The sequence below is a fragment of the Chitinophaga sp. LS1 genome, assembly GCF_034274695.1.
Classification (GTDB): domain Bacteria; phylum Bacteroidota; class Bacteroidia; order Chitinophagales; family Chitinophagaceae; genus Chitinophaga.
In genome coordinates, this window is record NZ_CP128362.1 from 6,258,760 (window position 1) to 6,274,762 (window position 16,003).

Annotated in this window: 16 protein-coding genes; 4 read left to right on the plus strand and 12 right to left on the minus strand. The window is 45.2% G+C overall.

The features are described 5' to 3' along the window. Nucleotides 1-21: 21 nt before the first annotated feature. The 8 genes from QQL36_RS25680 to QQL36_RS25715 all read right to left on the minus strand — a co-directional run bounded on the left by QQL36_RS25680 (nt 22) and on the right by QQL36_RS25715 (nt 8,800). Nucleotides 22-1,248, minus strand: coding sequence for a hypothetical protein (locus QQL36_RS25680; protein WP_321567220.1), 1,227 nt, complete (start codon nt 1,246-1,248; stop codon nt 22-24). Further along, nucleotides 1,235-3,556, minus strand: a complete 2,322-nt coding sequence (locus QQL36_RS25685; RefSeq protein WP_321567221.1) for a glycoside hydrolase family 20 zincin-like fold domain-containing protein — start codon at nt 3,554-3,556, stop codon at nt 1,235-1,237. The genes QQL36_RS25680 and QQL36_RS25685 overlap by 14 nt, the downstream gene beginning before the upstream one ends. Before the next feature lie 146 nt (nt 3,557-3,702). Beyond that, nucleotides 3,703-5,136, minus strand: a complete 1,434-nt coding sequence (locus QQL36_RS25690) for a glycoside hydrolase family 28 protein (protein WP_321567222.1) — start codon at nt 5,134-5,136, stop codon at nt 3,703-3,705. A 112-nt stretch (nt 5,137-5,248) separates the two neighbouring features. Then, a complete protein-coding gene (locus tag QQL36_RS25695; protein WP_083726431.1) occupies nt 5,249-5,458 on the minus strand; it encodes a hypothetical protein in 210 nt (69 codons plus the stop codon). Beyond that, nucleotides 5,455-5,862: a hypothetical protein gene (locus QQL36_RS25700; RefSeq protein WP_321567223.1), complete on the minus strand. Its 408-nt coding sequence runs from the start codon at nt 5,860-5,862 to the stop codon at nt 5,455-5,457. Before QQL36_RS25700 ends, QQL36_RS25695 begins: the two co-directional genes overlap by 4 nt. Before the next feature lie 393 nt (nt 5,863-6,255). Further along, nucleotides 6,256-6,483 carry a hypothetical protein gene (locus QQL36_RS25705; protein ID WP_143708982.1) on the minus strand — a complete coding sequence of 76 codons (228 nt, stop codon included), beginning with the start codon at nt 6,481-6,483 and terminating at the stop codon, nt 6,256-6,258. Between the two features lie 11 nt (nt 6,484-6,494). Then, nucleotides 6,495-7,568: a LacI family DNA-binding transcriptional regulator gene (locus QQL36_RS25710; RefSeq protein WP_083726425.1), complete on the minus strand. Its 1,074-nt coding sequence runs from the start codon at nt 7,566-7,568 to the stop codon at nt 6,495-6,497. A 248-nt stretch (nt 7,569-7,816) separates the two neighbouring features. After that, the gene (locus QQL36_RS25715) at nt 7,817-8,800 is read right to left on the minus strand and encodes a hypothetical protein (protein WP_321567224.1); all 984 of its coding nucleotides are present in this window, start codon (nt 8,798-8,800) and stop codon (nt 7,817-7,819) included. Between the two features lie 110 nt (nt 8,801-8,910). On the opposite strand from QQL36_RS25715, the gene mnmD reads away from it, so the two are divergent. After that, nucleotides 8,911-9,531 (plus strand): tRNA (5-methylaminomethyl-2-thiouridine)(34)-methyltransferase MnmD, encoded by a 621-nt coding sequence (mnmD, locus tag QQL36_RS25720; RefSeq protein WP_083726421.1) that lies wholly within the window; start codon nt 8,911-8,913, stop codon nt 9,529-9,531. 50 nt (nt 9,532-9,581) lie between these two features. On the opposite strand, the gene QQL36_RS25725 is transcribed toward mnmD, so the two are convergent. The 4 genes from QQL36_RS25725 to QQL36_RS25740 form a co-directional block, all read right to left on the minus strand. Then, nucleotides 9,582-10,139 carry a group 1 truncated hemoglobin gene (locus QQL36_RS25725; RefSeq protein ID WP_321567225.1) on the minus strand — a complete coding sequence of 186 codons (558 nt, stop codon included), beginning with the start codon at nt 10,137-10,139 and terminating at the stop codon, nt 9,582-9,584. A 3-nt stretch (nt 10,140-10,142) separates the two neighbouring features. After that, entirely contained in the window at nt 10,143-10,568 is a 426-nt protein-coding gene (locus QQL36_RS25730; RefSeq protein WP_321567226.1) for a hypothetical protein, read from the minus strand. A gap of 120 nt (nt 10,569-10,688) precedes the next feature. Beyond that, nucleotides 10,689-11,273 carry a DUF1543 domain-containing protein gene (locus QQL36_RS25735; protein WP_321567227.1) on the minus strand — a complete coding sequence of 195 codons (585 nt, stop codon included), beginning with the start codon at nt 11,271-11,273 and terminating at the stop codon, nt 10,689-10,691. Continuing rightward, a complete protein-coding gene (locus tag QQL36_RS25740) occupies nt 11,261-12,550 on the minus strand; it encodes a cobyrinate a,c-diamide synthase (protein ID WP_321567228.1) in 1,290 nt (429 codons plus the stop codon). Before QQL36_RS25740 ends, QQL36_RS25735 begins: the two co-directional genes overlap by 13 nt. A 47-nt stretch (nt 12,551-12,597) precedes the next feature. Between QQL36_RS25740 and QQL36_RS25745 the strand changes: the two genes are divergently transcribed. The 3 genes from QQL36_RS25745 to cbiB are packed head-to-tail and all read left to right on the plus strand — an operon-like array spanning nt 12,598 to nt 15,988. Continuing rightward, nucleotides 12,598-14,064 carry a cobyric acid synthase gene (locus QQL36_RS25745; protein WP_321567229.1) on the plus strand — a complete coding sequence of 489 codons (1,467 nt, stop codon included), beginning with the start codon at nt 12,598-12,600 and terminating at the stop codon, nt 14,062-14,064. Beyond that, nucleotides 14,061-15,077 (plus strand): aminotransferase class I/II-fold pyridoxal phosphate-dependent enzyme, encoded by a 1,017-nt coding sequence (locus QQL36_RS25750; RefSeq protein WP_321567230.1) that lies wholly within the window; start codon nt 14,061-14,063, stop codon nt 15,075-15,077. The genes QQL36_RS25745 and QQL36_RS25750 overlap by 4 nt, the downstream gene beginning before the upstream one ends. Further along, nucleotides 15,062-15,988: an adenosylcobinamide-phosphate synthase CbiB gene (gene cbiB, locus QQL36_RS25755; protein ID WP_321567231.1), complete on the plus strand. Its 927-nt coding sequence runs from the start codon at nt 15,062-15,064 to the stop codon at nt 15,986-15,988. Before QQL36_RS25750 ends, cbiB begins: the two co-directional genes overlap by 16 nt. The last annotated feature ends 15 nt before the right edge of the window (nt 15,989-16,003 follow it).

Here is a 16,003-nt window from a genome sequence, read left to right on the forward strand (position 1 = left end):
TGGTTGAATAATTAATAGACCCTACTTAAACTTATAATTCAGATAATCCGAAAGAAACCGGACTGCAAATGAAGTTCCGATATCCCTGTTTGTGAGCCATATTTTCCCTTTCTTAAATCTTGTGCGCGTTTCCAGTACGGCCCCCCGGAGGTTTGGATCCGGATGATTTTCGGCGAACCTGTTTTTCATAAGCCATACTGCCGACTTTTCTATATTCTCATTAAACTCTGTGTATCCCTGTTCTGCCAGCTTGATCCAGACAATGCCGGCAAGCGATACTGCCGAACCGGTGGCTGAACCTTTATCTGGCGTCCGTCCGTTTGTATAGTTATCATAATAGATGGTTCCTTCTTCCGTTTGGGTGTTTGCAAAAAGACGCGCTGTGCGGGCAGCTGCCTCCAGGTATTTTTTATCCTTTGTGAGATAAAACGCTTCTATCAGCGATTCAGCATACCATAAAGAAAAACGGGGATGAAAGGAATGTGCTTCCATTGAATTGGGTGTAAACCGCATCCACAAGCCTTCAGGCCCCTGCTTTTCGATCAGGCTGTTGCAAAGGAGGATGAATGCATTGCGAAAGGCTGTATCTCCTGAAAACTCATATGCATCCTTGAACAGGGATCCCTCTGTGTTTGGCCTTGATACGTCATACAGCTCTTGCTTCTTTTTGCCTTTCCAGAAAGGGCTGTTCTCTTTCACCACCTCCCCTGTTTTTACATCTATCAGGTCGTAGCACACGCCCATCTGCGGGGAATACATGTTTTTCAGCATCCATTTTGCTGCACCGGTAGCCACTTTTGCATATGTAGGATCTTTGGTGACCCTTGACAACTCATAGATACCCGGCGTACCATCGGAAACAGTAGCAAATACATAATAGTCCTGTCCCAGCACATCGCCATGGATAGCGCGCACCATGCCATTCAGTTTGGGATCGTCCTTTATTTCCATGTTGATCCAGTAATTGCCGCCTCTTTTCGCCGCATCCAGATAATGTATATTGCCTGTTACCTTATAAGCCGCCAGCAGTGCATTTACAGCCTGTCCAGTATGCCAGGGCACTTCGTAGGGATACCATTTTCCTTCCAGCACATTATAATCACAGCGGGACTTACCTGCGGAATCGATCAATACATCTGCCACATAGCGGGCAGTCTGATCGATGGCCCTGACGACATCTTCCTTTTTCAGCTGCGCCGGGGCTGATATCGTAAGCAGGCACATTAAAGCTGTTTTAATCCACTTCATAACGGTTGGTTTTTGAATTTATCTGGTATTTGTGCTTATGATTAGTGATTACAAGGTCATCCCGCAGCCGGAAGGTAAACCTGCGGCGATTTCCAGTGCTCCGGATGAGGATGTGGTTTATGCCTGTGTGTAAAGGTAGCTGCACCGGGTTTTGCACAGTTTTTACTTCATGGCCATTACAATACAACACCGTGCTGTCTCCGGCTGTCAGCCATGCATCTACTACCCGGGCGCTGTCTGTTTGTAGCTGGCAATAGGCATATACAACAGATGGCAGGTATTTTTCTTCCAGGTCGATAATCCCTCCATTTGTGGCTGCAAACTTCTGCCAGCGATACTTATTACCATCATAAATGTATACATCGCCAGGCGAAGGTTGCAACGCTTTATCCATTCCATCTATTGACGGCAGGTTACCGCACAGCAGCCAATTGGTAAAGTAAAAGGAGGTTGTTGGTATGATATCCTTTCTACGGGCTGGCAGCTCCTGTAATTCCTTCACCTTTTGTGACCAGGAGTGTAACACCGTATCCAGCCAGTAAGGTTGATTTTCATTCAACCATAGCTTCCTGAAGGTTTCGGCAGTAGCCTTGTAGGCTGCTACGAGACTGTCTGTGCTCATATCAGGATCTACCATAACCTGCCTGGTTCGCAGCATCAGCTCATACTGATGGATGACCAGCTGCATCGCTGCAAGATCTTCCGGATGAAGCGCAGGCACTGCCCGGTGGCTTAGGCTAGTGGCTATTCTCACAATATGTAATGCCTCGGCTATACTGTTATTATTCAGGATCATTTGTTTGCCGCTGTCAGGTACAATCTGTTGTTTCCACAGCTGATCATTCAGGTTATAGGTAACTGGCTGTTCACGCAGCTGCATCAGCGTAAAAAGAGCATTTACATAGTTACCATTATACGTACCATATGCAACGTTTTCAAAGCGGAGATCAAACCCATCAGCACCCGTATTCCAGCTTTTGTCTGCAGCAAGGTAAACCCCATACCAGTCTGCATCAAAAAGGTAGGTGCCGCCATCATCCCACACCGTAGTAAACACACCAGCGGCACCGCTCTCCCTGCCCTGTTTAATAAATCCGCCTATGTTTTTTTTCGCCATGATCATATCAGGAAACATGCGGTAAGAGTTGACAATACCCGGGCATACCATATACTGTAATCCCCGCCGGGCAAAAGGTTTTATCCACTGATCAAAGTTCGCCTGGTCTCCATATTCCCATGAGAGGTACATGATGTCTCTGGGGAGGAGGTCCAGAATTTCCGTATGCTTTAAGGCCATATCTCCCCACATCATCATTTTTTTACCATGTTGTTTCACGACATCATATAGTAATTGGAGAAAGCCGGCATAAAACTTCGGGATGCCTACGCTGTCAACATATTTTGCTGATCGTCCTTTATCAATTCCAAATGTTTCGTCACAGTTTACATTAAACCAGGGCGCGCTGAAGGCATCGCACAGCTCTCCAATTACATCCTTCAGGAATATGCGTGCACTGTCGTCAAGTGGTGAGATGAGCGTAGCTGATTCTCCCATATGCCTGTATTGAGGTAATGCGAGGATCTTCTCAAAGTGGCCGAACGACTGAAAATTTCCTACCAGCTGCATGTGATAATCTGCTGCATAATCGCTTAGTTCACGGATTTGCCGGATAGTCAGCTTTCCATCTGCCGGGGCAAAATCCGGATGAGATAGTGGCTGTACTACATGTTCTATATAAAACGAGAGATAATTGACCTTTAACTCTGCCAGGCGTTGAATTTGCTTTTTTATATAATCGACTGTCGATATGGGACCGCGGCTGATGTCGTCAAACACTACCCGGGCTGGAAAATCAGGCCAGTCAATAATGGTGACTGCTGTTTTCCAGTGTGCCCCTGTAAGCTGTCTTAGCGTTTGTAAACCGTAAAACAGTCCAACTTCATCGTTGGCAGCTATGAACCGATGTTGGTGATTGATGACTAGTATATATCCTTCTTTTCCTATTTTCTCAATATTATTTTGTGCATAACGCCGGACAAGCGCATTGATAGTTGCATTACCACTAATGATATATAGGCTAATGGCTTCCTGCGGACCGGATGCTGCCGGCAGTTGCCAGTGGCGAAGGAGACGTGCCTGCATAGCACTGTCCTTTCCAGTCAGCAGTAACTTTACAGGCATGCTGACATTGTCTTTCCCCTCCTTTACAAACTGCGGATAAGGAATTACCGGTAGAACAGCTGCGTGCGTGAATACCATGGGCAAAAACATCCCCATTAATAGAAATAGATTTCTATAAGCTGTCATAGTTTATGTATATCCACTGGAATAAAAGAATTGTCCCCCCTGATAAATTAGCTCCTACTTACCTATAGTGTGTTTAAACGAACATTTACATGAAAATGAAATACCTCTACTACAATATAAGAATTTTTCCGGTAACGTACCCGTAATTATTCAATTAATTTCTTTTTTGCACCTTTCTCCTGTGTAAAACCATTGCTGCTATCCTGTATGCTTACTCCTGCTACATCCAGATCAGTGCAGGCAAATTGTTGTGTATGGCTGATCACCAGGCCTGGCCTGCTGTCCTTTTCTTTAGCACGGAATGTAATATCAGATAATCTTATATCCTTTGCATATCTTATAAACAGGCCATAAGCTGGTAATACGCCAAACATGGTAGCTTCAGGATAATCCTTTTCCAGTTCCGGCACTGGCTGGCCAGAGGCTTTGCCACCACCAGCTGTTTCGATAGTAATATGAGACAGAGAGAGCGCCTGCAAGGGTGTACCTGCAATACCTGTGATGGAGCATCCTGTAACGTCGGCACCTGTAGCATGAATATCTGACAAATGTATATTTCTTATTATTCCGGGAGCTGGTGTTGCGCCGCCTTCCTTATATTTCCGGCCCCTGTTGCACAGGCGAATGAACAACGGCACTTGTGGCCCATCTATTACTATATTATTTATGGATACATTTTCCATGATGCCACCATCGGCCATTTCCAGTGAAATGCCGCTGTTTCCTGCAGGTTTGCCGTAAATGGTAATTAATTGCGCAGATGGCCGTATCACACAATTGGTGACGGCGATATTCCTGAAACCACCGGTGGATTCTGTACCAAACTTCAGCGCATTGCAGTGGCTGCTAATGACACAATTGCTGATAGTAATATTTTCCGAAATACGTGGTGATGTGCTCTTAATCGTAATTCCATCATCATCGCTATCCCCGTTGATGCCTGATATGATTACATTACGACAGCCATCAATATCCATCATATCATTATTCTTGTTGGAATGGTTCCAGATTCTTATATCCTGGATCTTTACATCGTCACAGTCAAGGTAGTGTTGCATCCAGAAGGCTGAATTACGTAGTGTAATGTCCCGCACAGAGATATTTTTACACCCGATGAACCACAGAAGGTATGGACGATTGCGGTATCGGTCCGGCTTCTTTAGGGTATTGGTCACAAATGCTGCGCCCTGTCCATCTATGATACCATTCCCTTCAATGTGCACGTTTTCCTGGTCTTTGCAGAAGAAGAGCGCCTGCTGTGCCCATTCATCTCCATAAAATCTAATCCCGGCCTGCTGATGCGGGTATAATTTTGTATCCTTTTGTCCCAGGATGGTTGCTCCTCCTGCTATATATAAGGTGACATTACTTTTCAGATAAACGGTTGCACTCAGGTATTTCCCTGCTGGGAAATACACCTTTCCTCCCTTGGCAGCACAAGCATCCACTGCTTTTTGAATAGCAGCTGTATTATCAGTGGTGCTGTCTCCGATGGCTCCATAGCTGGTTACGTCGAACCATTGGCTGCGGGCTTCAATAGTAAATAATAAGCACCAAAGCCATATGCAATGCCTTATCATGAGTTTCTCATTTTACATGTGATGTAACAAAAACTGCTATCGTTTAACTAAGATAATAAATTTACGGGTACGTACCCGTTTTTTTTATTATTTTTTTGAATGAGATAATTTATCAAACGATAAGCCTATAGGTAACACTACGAATCCGCTGATCTTCCGAAGGCTGTAAAATCAACTCCAGAGGGTATGCTTTCAATGCGGGATAAGGCGTCCGGTACCTTGCTACTATCCAGCTGTCATTGCCTGAGGTGATGCTGAGCGCCCATTGATGTGTACCTGTACTAAGCAATTCCGTTTGGCTATCTACCATTGTAATTTTCATGCTGTTGTCCCGGATAATTGGTTCAATAATCCTGACCGGTGGCAGGGCGTCATGGCCGATAACTGTAATTTTTTTTGAAGGAAGCTGTCGTCCAATAAATAACGGATCTTATAGCCTACGCCTCTTGTGAGCCATTCCTTATCTTTCATCTCACCAGATACGGTCACTTCGTAGGTGCGTGGCCAGGTCTGGTTTGCAGATAAACGGCTGTCGAACTCAAACAGGTTGGTAAAATACCCTGTGCTGTCAGTATATTCAATCCGTGGTGTTAGTGGCAAAACGCCCCAGGCTTCCGGAAAGCTCATATGCTCAGGACGGGTGTAGATGGTGGGGCTTGAAGCGCCCATGAACCCGCAGCCTGAGGCCCACAGGTGACTCACCTTTCCCCCATCAGGACAGAACATCTATTTCCCTTTGCTGCCTGGTCTTTGTAGCGGTACACAGTGATTGTGGCCATAAAGCAGGCCGTTTTGACCTCAATCACATCAAGTTTGGGCAAACATCATCAAACTGGCTTCATCAGCAGGAATCGCCTTATAATGCCACATTTTTTTGTTTCCAACTCATAAGCCAGCACCAGGTTTTTAGCTTTTGCAAAAGTGGGATATACACAGGGCGGGGTATTTAAGACTGCTATATGCTGTGGGCCGTATCCCAGCAAGCTGTCTTTCAGGATATTCTGCCGGATAAAGGCCAGGTTCCGCAGGGCCGCGGTGGCATAACGGTCATCCTTGTTTAATAGAGGTAGTCAGCGGTGGCTGTCATGCCGGTGCGCCATTGCTGTTGCTGTGTGGGCGTTAATGCCAGCTTCTGATAAGACAGCAATAACAACAGCAACTGATCTGTAGTGGTGCCTGTTCACACCAGATGCTGCCATCAGCAGCCTGCCTTTGCAATAAGGCACCTGAAAGGGTGGGTAAAGTACCTGCATAGGCCTTATTGGGATAAAGCTCCTGCGCACTACCAGGCAGGCAAAGGAGCATGAATCCTGACAATAAAAGGATCAAGTGCTGGCTACGAAACATTGTGTGTGTGTTTAATTCCGATAGTACCGGCAATTTTCTTTTGTAACAATCTCAATTGGCATAAGGTACTCAGGCTCTACGGGTTGGTCATAAACAAGGTGCTGGAACAAAGTGATGATACCTCTGTACCCTTGCTCACGCGGCTTCTCACAGATAAGAAAATCAATAGTTCCAGACTGGAGATAGCTTACATTATCTGGAATAAAATCATATCCCAGCAGGATCAGGTGTTTAAGGCCAGCCTTTTCAAGGCAACGGGCAACCAGTGATACCCTGGAGTTAGTGACGAAAATAGCGCCGATGGCATTATCTTTTTTAAGGAGCTTTGTCAGATGGCGGGCCACTATTTCATAATCCGTATCCTTAGAATCGAATGTAATCAGCTCATAAGGCAGCTGATTGTCTTTGAAATACGCCCTGAAGCCTTCTTCCTTTCTCAATATGGAATAGTTGGTATCTATTTCCTGCGCGATTTTCGTAATAACAATCTTCTGCCCTTCCCGGATGCCATAACTTGCAAGCTGAGCGGCCACGTAGCCACTATGAAAGTTTTCAGGCCCAATATAGCACATGGCGTTAAAGCCGGGAATATCTGTATTGATCAGCACATAAGGAATACCGGACTCCTTGCAGTAATCAATGAGCTGTAAGGCAGTATCAGAAAATGTGGGTGTTAGCAGGATGCCATCCGGGGCCGAGCGTATGATTTTTTTTACCTGCTTTTTAAAAGTGGCTTCATCGTTCTGGTCAAAGAAAAGCCGCTCTACCTTTATTCCATACTGCCTGATTTCATTTTCGGCCTGGTCAATCCCTTCCTTGGGTGCTTCCCAGAAAGCTGTTTCTGGCGAGGTGACAGGCAATAGCGTGGCCAGCCGCAGATTTCCCCTGCTGGCCAGTGCCAGGCGCCGCGCCAGTACATTGGGCTGGTAATTCAGCCTTTTCATGATCTCCCGGATCAAGGCCTTTGTCTTCTCAGATACTCCTTCCCTGTTGTGAATTACCCTGTCTACCGTTGCTATAGATACCTGTGCAAGCCTTGCAATTTCTTTTACTCCTGCGGCTGCTTTGCTATTATCTTTCTTCATAATATTATTAGCTATAACAAATATAAACAATTAAACAGCCGCGTTGTATGACATTGCCTCCATGTTTTTCACTGTCCTTTCTCCAGTATGATCGAATCCCCTTTCCCGTTCATAATCCACCATAGCGGCAGACCTGTAATTGATGAACGCCTGGTGCAGGTGGCAGAGCTATTGCCCCTGCTGTACTTACTAAAATAAAAAAGCGCACCTGCCAGAAGACAGATGCGCTTTTTTACATTTGCTTTTTTTCAATAGTAGATATCTACCACCCCATTCGGGGTACCATTCGTTACCACACTCGCATGTTGTCCGCAATCCGTCACCGCATTCGCCACTGTCCAGGACAATGCTGATTGCGTACCACCCTGTAACTGTATCTGAATATTACTGAAGGTGGTCTTCGTTGTATTCGGATAATCAGTACATACTACAGGATAGTATACTTCCAGTGACTCAGCTGCCCAATAGAGCTTTTGGATATTACTCACTGAAAGATTGATAGAAGAATAGCCGGTGAAAGCAGAGGTGTAGCTATAGGTGCTGCCACTGCTGCCGGTGAGGGTCATGATACCAGTGAGGCTCGTACCGGCACTCACCCTCACAAGGTTACTGAAGATAGCAGTTCCGCTGGAACCATCTACATACCAGTTGGCAATGGCCCAGTAGTTACCACCACCTGCTGCAGAAGGCCCCCATTGTAAGACGGGTTGCAGGATGTAGGAACTATTTTGGAGACCATTGAACATAAAGATGGTCTGCCCATTGGAAGTGGAAGGTGCAGGTGGTACCGTCCAGGTGGTAGAAAAATAAGAAATCGGTGTAGACACCGGGTTACTCCAGTAAGTGTAAGCAATCCAACCGGAGCTGAGGGGTTTTACTTTCCGCGCTAAAGGAGCAGCGCTGTTGACATTACCAGGGTAATCAGGAAATGCGCCGGCATCGGCATGGATAGCGCCAAAGTCTTTGGCGACTTTGCCTGTGGCATCGTCGATGGCTCTTAAACGGCCACCCTGTACATCCAGGTGTTGTCCTTGTTCGATTTTGCTGACTTTGTCAGCTGGGCGCCAACCGCCGGGAGTTAGTACCATACCTGCCTGGGCTGAGTTGTCAGTGGCAACGGTAGTGGTAGAAACGGGGGTCGTGTCCGGAGCAGATTTGGTCGTTTCTTTGCCGCATGCAGCAAAGAAGAAGGCGCTGATGAGTATCAGACCGCCAACATAGGTGTGTTTCATGCGTGATCGGGTTTTCTGGTTATTATGGGGATGTTCTTAAAGTTACCTTGTTTGGATGCGGGGACATAGCAGGGGGAGGTTTTTAAGTTGTTTTTAAGTTCCTTTGTGATATGAAAAGGGAATTACTGGTCACGGCTGATGGCTCCCATACAATAGCTATTCCGGACATGAACGTAACATATCATAGCACACACGGTGCGATACAGGAAAGTATGCATGTATTTATCCATTCAGGTTTACATGCTATACAGGCACCTGCCATTCGCATCTTTGAAATGGGATTTGGTACAGGATTGAATGCTTTGCTCACTTTACAGTATGCTACTACACCTGTATATTACTACGCTGTAGAACAATTTCCCTTGACAGCACAGGAAGTAGAAGGATTAAATTATGGTGCCGATCTACATCAATACCCCTGGAATAAAGATGTAAAAATTTCTGAAAAGTTTACCCTGCACAAAGCCCATGCATCTTTATTAGATGTAGCTCCTTTTGTCCAAACCTTTCATTTAATTTATTACGATGCTTTTGCACCTGCAGCCCAACCGGAATTATGGTCGGTCGCTGTCTTTGAAAAATTATATAGCTTATTAGAACCGGGAGGAATACTGGTTACCTATTGTAGTAAAGGAGATGTAAGAAGAGCTATGCTGGCAGCGGGTTTCAATGTAGAAAAATTAGCAGGCCCGCCGGGAAAAAGAGAAATGCTGCGAGCGGTAAGACCCTAACGACAAATGTCCCAACATATGTTGAGACACCTGTTCTTTTTTTAAACAGATTATTTTTGTACGACCTGTGTACGCAGCGTTTCTACGAGTGCACCTACCCTTCCGATCAACTGATCAGACAAGCCATTTTTCTTTGCACCTATTACGAGGTCTGCAACAAATGCATCGAAATCATCATTGGCAGCCTTCCCATTCATGCGGGAATTCTGTGCCGGATCGTGTGCTGCTGTCATACTTTTACCACCATATGTATAACTGGTAGAACCTGTACCTACACATACAAAGTCAGTGAGTTTCTTGCTAAGTGCTTCAAAACCGCTGGTATTGCCGGCGGTAACTTCTGCCAGCAGAGTTTGGAAAAATCCATTGATAGCAGTATCTGCTGCAATCACGAAGATGGTACTGTCTAATACAGAACGAATGCCAAGACGACCCTGTTGAATCATAGTACCAGAATTGGCAGGATCATTCACCATAGTGGATCCTCCGAGTGAGTCATACAATGTTTTTGTTGTTTCCGTTTTATCTGAATCTTTCTTGCACGAGGTGAGGAACAGGCCTGTGCCAAAGATACCAGCTAATAATAACAGTGCTGCGTTACTTTTCATTTTCTATTTTTTACTGATGAATAAGTTCATAATTTTTCCGGTGAATGACTGTGCCATAGCCGGACAGCCTTTCTGCATATCAGCAGCGCTGGGTACAAATCGTGTAGCCGTATAATGTAGTGACTGACCACACCTGCTGATGATGTCGTTGGCATCCGCCAGCAATGGAGAATAAGTAAATATAGCGATACGTGTTCCTGCATTCACCAATACATGATCTACGCCGGGCTGTGCATAGAGCCAGGCCTGTACCTGTTCTCCTTCCTGGGCCGTAAGTGATTGCTGAATGTCCATTCTGGCCATGATTCGTGTATGCGCATCCGCTGGCTTTGGCCGGGTTACAAGGTAAATGTGTACTAACAGTACGAGTACCAGGCACGCGAGTATACCTCCCGCCCATGGCAGGATTTTCAGAGCTTTCCTTATCATAAAATAATGTGTAAATTATAGAAACCAGCTTCCGTATCTGACGATGTAGTTTTGCTACATATTCAGATACGGGAAATATATTCAGCTGGATTTAAAAGCTAAAAAATAATTGAAGAGGGGTTATTCGGAAGTATATTCTCCATTCAGTATGCGATCCAGTTTAAAATATCCCAGGTGTACCCGATCTGGCTTTGCAGCTGGACCAGCAGGTGTTAACTCCAAAGCATATTGTGCTCTGATAGTAGCAGGGAGTATTTCTTCTATCAATGCAAAATCATCGATATCTACACCATACTTGTCATCGATGTGTGATGTAGCACCGGGGAATGTGGTATGCTTGAAAAACGCAGTAGCTTTTGCTTTTCGAAGCGCTTCGTTCTTTTCTTTACCAGTGGAGAGCAATTTGTAATGGTATTCCTCCATTTCATTTTCTTTGTATCCACCAAGGTTGATGAAGTAAAGTTGTGTACCACCAGCTTCTTTTTCTGTACGGGGTATCACTTTTACCTGCATATCATCTACAAGCGTCACTTCCCTGAAAGCATCAAGGTGAAGATTCCCTTTTGCTTCCGGCCAGAAGGCTTCCAGCGCAGGTATTACCTCCTTCAGTGAAGTAGCGACACCAAAGAAGACATCATGCTGTTCTGTGTGTCTGCCTGCAGGCTTGCATCCTGCAAGGATCATAAAAAGCTTTACTTGTTCCATAATGATAAAAGTATTGCGACGTCTTCACCCCAGTAAAAATGAATGTAGGAGGCGAGCACATTTTGCTGTCTGTAAATAGGTGTTGGTACGGCTTTACCACGGGCATTCTGTACTTCGCCGATGGTGATGAGATTTGATGTGGCGTGTGAGTAATGGAATTCGTGCCCTTTCAAAACCGCATCTTCAATTTTTACTTTGCGATAACCTAGTGATAAGCGACTATCAACCATGCTGGTCTCAAGGTCCAGTACACCACACATGTCGTGGCGGGTGCCTTCCTGATCTGTAATAACGTTGCCCAGGTACATCATCCCCCCACATTCTGCAATCACACGTCCGCCGTTTTCGCAATAGTCGCGAATAGCTTTTCGCATGGCGAGGTTCTGCTGTAAGGCGGATAAATATAATTCAGGATAGCCTCCGGCGAGGTAGAGCAGATCTGCTTCAGGTAAAGATGTATCATGTATTGGACTAAAATAGGTCACATCTCCAAACTGACGGATATTCTCTGCATAGATAAAATTAAATGCTTCGTCCCAGGCTACAGCGATCTTAAATTTCTTTTGAAAAAAAGAATGCCTTGTCTCTGTCGAAGGTCTGTTTTTCTCCGTCAAAGCCAATAACCCATCGATATCCACCGACTTACTTACATGAGCAGCTGCCAGCTCTACAATCGCCTCATAATCATTTTCACCTGACAATGCCAACCCCAGATGTCTGGAAGGAATCTTTATCTCTTCATTCACAGGAATATACCCCAATGGCATAATACCCACATCCCCGCACGCATCCTTCAGAAACTGATAATGACTCTCCGTATTGACAAAATTGAAAATAACCCCGGCAATCTTTACATCCGTATTAAAATTCTTCAACCCATACAACAACGGCGCCACTGAATACGCCATTGCCTTTGCATTCACCACCAGTATCACAGGTATATCCAGCAACAATGCAATCGCCGCACTACTCCCCTCCCATTTCACGGCTCCGTCATACAACCCCATCACACCTTCTGTGACTACCACATCTGCATCATCGCTGTAGTGACTATACAGATCCTGCACATGTGCCTCACTCATCATAAACGTATCCAGATTGATGCTCTGCCTGCGGGCTGCCCGGGTATGATGGGTTGTATCGATATAATCAGGGCCGCATTTAAAAGGCTGGACCTGCAAGCCCCTGTTATGCAATGCCCGCAACAACCCCAAAGTGAGTGTGGTCTTGCCTGAATGGCTGGATGGTGCTGCGATTAAAAACTGAGGCTTCTTCATTTGGTCAAAGATAGTACATTTGTAAAATTATCTATACGCCCAACGCTATGCAGCAATTAAAACCCATCATGTTTGTAGGTACCGCTTCAGACGTCGGGAAAAGCTTTATAAATACCGGTTTCTGCCGCATTTTCAAACAGGATGGTTACCAACCAGCTCCGTTTAAGGCACAGAACATGTCACTCAACAGCTTCGTTACTCCTGACGGACTTGAAATAGGCCGCGCGCAAGCAGTACAGGCAGAAGCCTGTGGGCTGCCCTGTAGTGCAGATATGAACCCTGTATTGCTGAAACCTACGAATGACAAGACCTCGCAGGTTGTATTGATGGGTAAACCTGTGGGGAGCCAGTCGGCCTATGATTACTTCATGGGGAATAATAAACAGGAATTGTTGAATGCTGCCAAAGCAGCCTTTGACAGGTTGCTGGCCCAGTATAGCCCTGTAGTAATGGAAGGTGCAGGTAGTATCAGTGAACTAAACCTGAAACACAGGGATATTACAAATATGCGGATGGCACTGCATGCAAGGGCAGATGTATACCTCGTTGCAGACATTGACAAAGGCGGCATCTTTGGGAGTGTATATGGCACAATCGCACTTTTACCTCCTGAAGAAAAAGCATTGCTGAAAGGCATCATCGTCAATAAATTCCGTGGCGATGCCCGTCTTTTTGAAACCGGAAAAACCTTGCTGGAAGAGCTGTGCGGTGTTCCTGTAGTTGGTATCATCCCTTATCGAAGGGATATCTACGTAGAGGAAGAAGACTCTGTGGCACTGGCTCGTAAGCAACAACAGGCAGGTAGTGGCAAAGTCAATGTAGTAGTAGTTTTACTAAACCGTTTGTCCAACTTCACAGACTTTACCGTACTCGAAAAAGATGAGCGCGTACACCTGTATTATAGCAATAACGCGGCTGAAATTGCACAGGCAGACATTGTGATTATACCCGGTAGTAAAAATACCATTGCAGACCTGGTGGATATCAAAAATAATGGTGTGGCAACAGCCATCACACAGGCATTCAAAGACGGCAAGACTGTGATTGGTATCTGTGGTGGTTACCAGATGATGGGGCATAGTGTGGAAGATCCTGTAGGTGTGGAAGGTACTGTTTCTTGTATGCCCGGGCTGGGGTTGCTACCAGTAACAACAGTACTTACTGAAGTAAAGACCACACAACAATGCACCTTTCAATATAAAAATAGTGCCGCTATCTGTGAAGGATATGAGATTCATATGGGGATTACCTCAAGCAACACCCCATTGAATACGATGCCCCATGGCCACGGGGATGGGTATATATTGAACGACCGCTGCTGGGGCACCTATATCCATGGCATTTTGGATAACCCTGTAGTCGTGGACGACCTGCTTTCCCCTTTCAGGATGGAAGCTGCCGCCCCCTTTGATTACAACAATTATAAACATGAGCAGTACGATAAACTGGCACAACATCTGCGCGAACATGTCGATATTGCCTACATTTACAGTCAATTAAAAAGTGAACAATGATATTAGGTCATGGAGATGACAGGTATCTGTATTCCCGGGAAATTCTTGCTGATTTTAGTTCTAACGTGTATTACAAAGGACTTTCCATTGGTTTGGTACATCACCTGAGCACACAACTTTTCAGATTAAAAAATTATCCGGAAGCAAACGCACAAAGTTTGCAGGAAGCATTGGCACAATGGCATGAGATTACGCCGTCACAAGTCTTAGCCACAAATGGCGCAACTGAAGCTTTTTATCTGGTAGCCCATGCATGGAGAGGCCAATCGGCAACGGTTGTCATTCCTGCATTTGCAGAGTATGAAGATGCCTGCAGGGTGAATGATATTTCAGTATCGCATCTTGAATGGTCTTCTCTAAAACAGGATACTACATTTGCGACAGAGCTGGTATTTTTAGGTAATCCTAATAATCCTACCGGGGCTTTGTTATCAGTTGACTTTCTACAGGCATTGCTGCTAAACAATACTGCAATCACGTTTGTGATCGATGAAGCATATGTAGACTTTACCCATGAAAGAAAATCGCTGGTTAACTCACTGGATGACTTACCGAATTTAATTATCATCAAATCACTCACCAAAACTTATGCAATACCGGGTTTGAGGCTAGGGTATTTATTAAGTAGCACTGATACGATCGCTAAAATAATAGTGTCAAAAATGCCCTGGTCAGTGAATGCACTGGCCATTGAAGCGGGCTTGTATATTGTGGCGCATAAAGAACAACTGACATTTAATGCAGTAGATTTATTGCAGGATACGGCTAACTTAATGGCGGCATTGAGTATTCATGTGAAAGTGATGCCTACTCAAACGAACTTCTTTTTATGTGAGTTAATAAATGGTACTGCTGCTGATCTAAAGGCATATCTGGTAGAGGAGCATAGTTTACTTATCAGGGATGCCAGCAATTTCAAAAGTCTCAGTCCGAAACATTTCAGGGTGGCGACACAAACGCCAGAAAAAAATGCTTTATTGATTAAAGGCATCAATGCATGGATGGAAAAATAATATGGATTCCTTTGGTGGTAGGGTATGTGTTGGATTTGCTCCTGGGCGATCCAGGGTGGCTGCCACATCCGGTGCGGTTGTTTGGCAATCTGATCGCATTTGGTGAAAAGAGACTCAATAATGGATCCAGACGTATTCTAAAAGGAGCTGTATTAACCGTGGTATTGTGCCTCGGGGTGTATGCTTTCTTCTATTCCATGCAGGAAATACTGCCGCTCTGGGCGAGGTATATTTTCAACAGTATTTTTGTTTTTTACGGTTTGGCCAATAAGAGCCTTTTACAGGAGGGCGCAGCCGTTTATGACGCCTTATGCCACCAGGGGCTGGAAGCAGGCAGAAAACGCCTTGTCTGGATCGTAGGCAGGGATACTTCAAAGCTGCAGGAGAACCAGATCCGGATAGCGGTATTGGAGACCTTGTCAGAGAACCTTAGTGACGGAGTGATTGCCCCCCTGCTCTTTTATGCAGTAGGTGGTGTACCTGCTATGATGCTGTACAAGATGATCAATACGCTGGACTCTATGATTGGGTATAAAAGCGAGCGCTATTTATATTTTGGCCGGTTTGCCGCCAGACTGGATGATGTGGCAAACTATATACCCGCAAGGGTGACGGCGTTTTTGATGGTGCTGGTCTCCTTCAGTAAACGGGGATGGCAGTATATATTTAAATACGGTCACAAGCACGCCAGTCCCAATTCAGGTTACCCGGAGGCGGCGCTGGCTGGGATTATGAATTGCAGGTTCGGCGGGCCGAATGTGTATCATGGCGTGGTGGTAGAGAAGCCTTATATCGGTGAGCACCAACGGGAAATTCAACATGAAGAATTACGAAAAGTGATGTTTATAAATCAATCAGTAACTTTCCTGATGGTGGTGCTGATAATATTATTTAAAGCATTCTATTCATAACAATAAAAGCGGAAC

What these genes read in the sequence shown, in the direction of transcription:
- QQL36_RS25710 (WP_083726425.1), bottom strand. Translation starts at nt 7,568, where the DNA reads ATGAAGAAAGATAATAGCAAAGCAGCCGCAGGAGTAAAAGAAATTGCA.
- QQL36_RS25700 (WP_321567223.1), bottom strand. Translation starts at nt 5,862, where the DNA reads ATGTTCTGTCCTGATGGGGGAAAGGTGAGTCACCTGTGGGCCTCAGGC.
- QQL36_RS25725 (WP_321567225.1), bottom strand. Translation starts at nt 10,139, where the DNA reads ATGAAAAGTAACGCAGCACTGTTATTATTAGCTGGTATCTTTGGCACA.
- QQL36_RS25730 (WP_321567226.1), bottom strand. Translation starts at nt 10,568, where the DNA reads ATGATAAGGAAAGCTCTGAAAATCCTGCCATGGGCGGGAGGTATACTC.
- QQL36_RS25695 (WP_083726431.1), bottom strand. Translation starts at nt 5,458, where the DNA reads ATGAAAATTACAATGGTAGATAGCCAAACGGAATTGCTTAGTACAGGT.
- QQL36_RS25715 (WP_321567224.1), bottom strand. Translation starts at nt 8,800, where the DNA reads ATGAAACACACCTATGTTGGCGGTCTGATACTCATCAGCGCCTTCTTC.
- QQL36_RS25745 (WP_321567229.1), top strand. Translation starts at nt 12,598, where the DNA reads ATGCAGCAATTAAAACCCATCATGTTTGTAGGTACCGCTTCAGACGTC.
- QQL36_RS25685 (WP_321567221.1), bottom strand. Translation starts at nt 3,556, where the DNA reads ATGACAGCTTATAGAAATCTATTTCTATTAATGGGGATGTTTTTGCCC.
- QQL36_RS25680 (WP_321567220.1), bottom strand. Translation starts at nt 1,248, where the DNA reads ATGAAGTGGATTAAAACAGCTTTAATGTGCCTGCTTACGATATCAGCC.
- QQL36_RS25690 (WP_321567222.1), bottom strand. Translation starts at nt 5,136, where the DNA reads ATGATAAGGCATTGCATATGGCTTTGGTGCTTATTATTTACTATTGAA.
- QQL36_RS25740 (WP_321567228.1), bottom strand. Translation starts at nt 12,550, where the DNA reads ATGAAGAAGCCTCAGTTTTTAATCGCAGCACCATCCAGCCATTCAGGC.
- QQL36_RS25735 (WP_321567227.1), bottom strand. Translation starts at nt 11,273, where the DNA reads ATGGAACAAGTAAAGCTTTTTATGATCCTTGCAGGATGCAAGCCTGCA.
- QQL36_RS25750 (WP_321567230.1), top strand. Translation starts at nt 14,061, where the DNA reads ATGATATTAGGTCATGGAGATGACAGGTATCTGTATTCCCGGGAAATT.
- QQL36_RS25705 (WP_143708982.1), bottom strand. Translation starts at nt 6,483, where the DNA reads ATGTTTCGTAGCCAGCACTTGATCCTTTTATTGTCAGGATTCATGCTC.
- mnmD (WP_083726421.1), top strand. Translation starts at nt 8,911, where the DNA reads ATGAAAAGGGAATTACTGGTCACGGCTGATGGCTCCCATACAATAGCT.
- cbiB (WP_321567231.1), top strand. Translation starts at nt 15,062, where the DNA reads ATGGATGGAAAAATAATATGGATTCCTTTGGTGGTAGGGTATGTGTTG.